Below are 2054 nucleotides of genomic sequence, written 5' to 3' on the forward strand. Positions count from 1 at the left end.
CAAGCGTACGTCCAGCAGTCCGGGCATCATCGCAGCTCAGAAGGGGTGTGGGTGCTGTAACCGGACGTCAAGCTCAGGATAGCCAGCCGGTGCAAGTCCGGTCCGGGGAGACGCCAGGGTCCCCGGTAGCTGACTCCCGACGTCACTCGAAATGGTGACGTCGAAGTGGAGTGACAAGCGCCCTTCGGGGGCGTGCAACCGACCAGTCCGCAACATGAAGTGAAGCCTGCAGCGTCGTCATTTAACCCCCGCCCGCGGGCGGGCCAAGGAGGAGCCGAGCCTGTGCTTGTTTGGCGAAGGCCACGGAAGGCGATCTCGGACCTGGAGCGGTCGTCGAAGAACCTCCTGGCGTAAGGGGCGTGGAATGGTCGGAAGGTTGTCCTGGGAACTGGAGAGGGCCTCCTCGGCCCCGGGTTTTGCGGCCCGGGAAGCACGGCTTGCCTATAACCGGCAGAACCGGGAAATGGCGGGTTGTCGAGAGGCAGTCGGAGGGGGCCGTAGTAGTGATGATCGGCGGGACAACACAACCCGTTGGGAGCGAAGGGCCCCTGCTTCATCGATGCGATTCGCGAACAGGGAGGGACCCGAATGAGTGCCGTTTCGGCTAGTTCCATCCGCCGGAAGGAAGGCGCCGCAGGACCGGGTGGCCGTCCTTTGGACAAGGTCCGAGCCTTGCAGCGGACGCTTTACCGCTGTGCCAAGCAAGAACCTGAACGCCGGTTTCACGCCCTGTATAGCCATGTCCACCGCATAGACGTTCTCAGGCGGGCGTGGGCCGGCGTGTGCACAAACCGGGGTGCCCCCGGCGTGGACGGGATGACCGTTGACGCGGTGGCGGCCTCGGGGGTGGATGCATTCCTCCAGGACCTGTCGCAGAGATTGCGGACGTATACGTATCGTCCGTCGGTGCTGCGGCGGGTCCAGATTCCCAAACCGGGGCGGCCGGGGGAGTTCCGGCCGCTTTCGATTCCCACCGTGACGGACCGGGTGGTGATGACGGCAGCGAAATTGGTCCTGGAACCAGTATTCGAGGCCCAGTTCACCGAGGCGAGCTACGGATTCCGGCCGAAGCGGTCCGCGATCGACGCGTGCGAAGCCGTGCGGGTCGCCGCGAATCAGCGGCGGGAGTGGGTATTCGAGGCCGACATCCGCGATTGCTTCGGCACGATCGACCATGAGGCGCTGATGGCCCAGGTGGCACGGCACGTGGTGGACCGGTCGATGCTGAAACTGATCCGGGCCTGGTTGCGGATGGGAGTTCTGGAGGGCGGGGTGACTTCCCCGAGCGGGGCGGGAACCCCACAGGGCTCACCGATTTCCCCGTTGCTGGCGAATATCGCGCTGCACGTTCTCGATGAGGCGTGGCAGAACGAGGGCCGTCGGCTGGGGACACTGGTGAGGTACTGCGATGATTTCGTAGTCCTGTCGCCGACTGTACAACGGGCGGAACAGGCCCGTGAATTGGCGGCGCGCGTGCTGGAACGGCTTGGGATGCGCTTGCATCCCGAGAAGACCGGCATCGTCTGCCTCACCCGAGGCGGGAAGGGGTTCGATTTCCTCGGCTTCCACCACCGGAAGATGGAATCGTGGAAATGGCGGGGCAGGTATTACTTGCAACGCTGGCCTTCGGCCAGAGCGATGCGGGTGCTGCGGGACAAAGTCCGTGTGGCGACCGCTCGTTCGAGGACTGAGCGGCCAGTATCCGCCGTGGTAGCTGATCTCAACCCCGTGTTGCGGGGCTGGGCTGCGTACTTCCGTAACGGTAACTCAGGGCGGAAGTTCAACGTGGTCGACGGCTACGTCCACGAGCGGCTGGCGATTTTCGCCAGCGCGAAACACAGACTCGCGGGCAGGAACTGGGCCACCCGGTTTACCTATGGGTGGATCACCCGGCTCGGTGTCTACCGCCTTACCGGAAATGTGCACAGAGCGACGGCGCATGCCAGTCGGTGAACGATGTCGGAAAGCCGTGTGCGGGAGAACTGCATGCACGGTTTGAAGCGGCGGGGACTGGAAACGGAGCGAAAGCCACCGCGCCAGTCCCCGACCCTACT

At 64.3% G+C, this 2054-nt stretch carries 1 protein-coding gene; it reads left to right on the plus strand.

The window, feature by feature from the left end; genetic code table 11:
• The first annotated feature begins 588 nt into the window (after positions 1 to 588).
• Positions 589 to 1953, plus strand: coding sequence for a group II intron reverse transcriptase/maturase (gene ltrA, locus OTB16_RS39085; RefSeq protein WP_267727704.1), 1365 nt, complete (start codon positions 589 to 591; stop codon positions 1951 to 1953).
• The last annotated feature ends 101 nt before the right edge of the window (positions 1954 to 2054 follow it).

It is taken from the genome of Streptomyces antarcticus (genome assembly GCF_026627255.1).
GTDB lineage: Bacteria > Actinomycetota > Actinomycetes > Streptomycetales > Streptomycetaceae > Streptomyces > Streptomyces antarcticus.

Bases quoted from the DNA above. Each gene is read 5' to 3' on its own strand.
- ltrA (WP_267727704.1), top strand. From the start codon at position 589: ATGAGTGCCGTTTCGGCTAGTTCCATCCGCCGGAAGGAAGGCGCCGCA.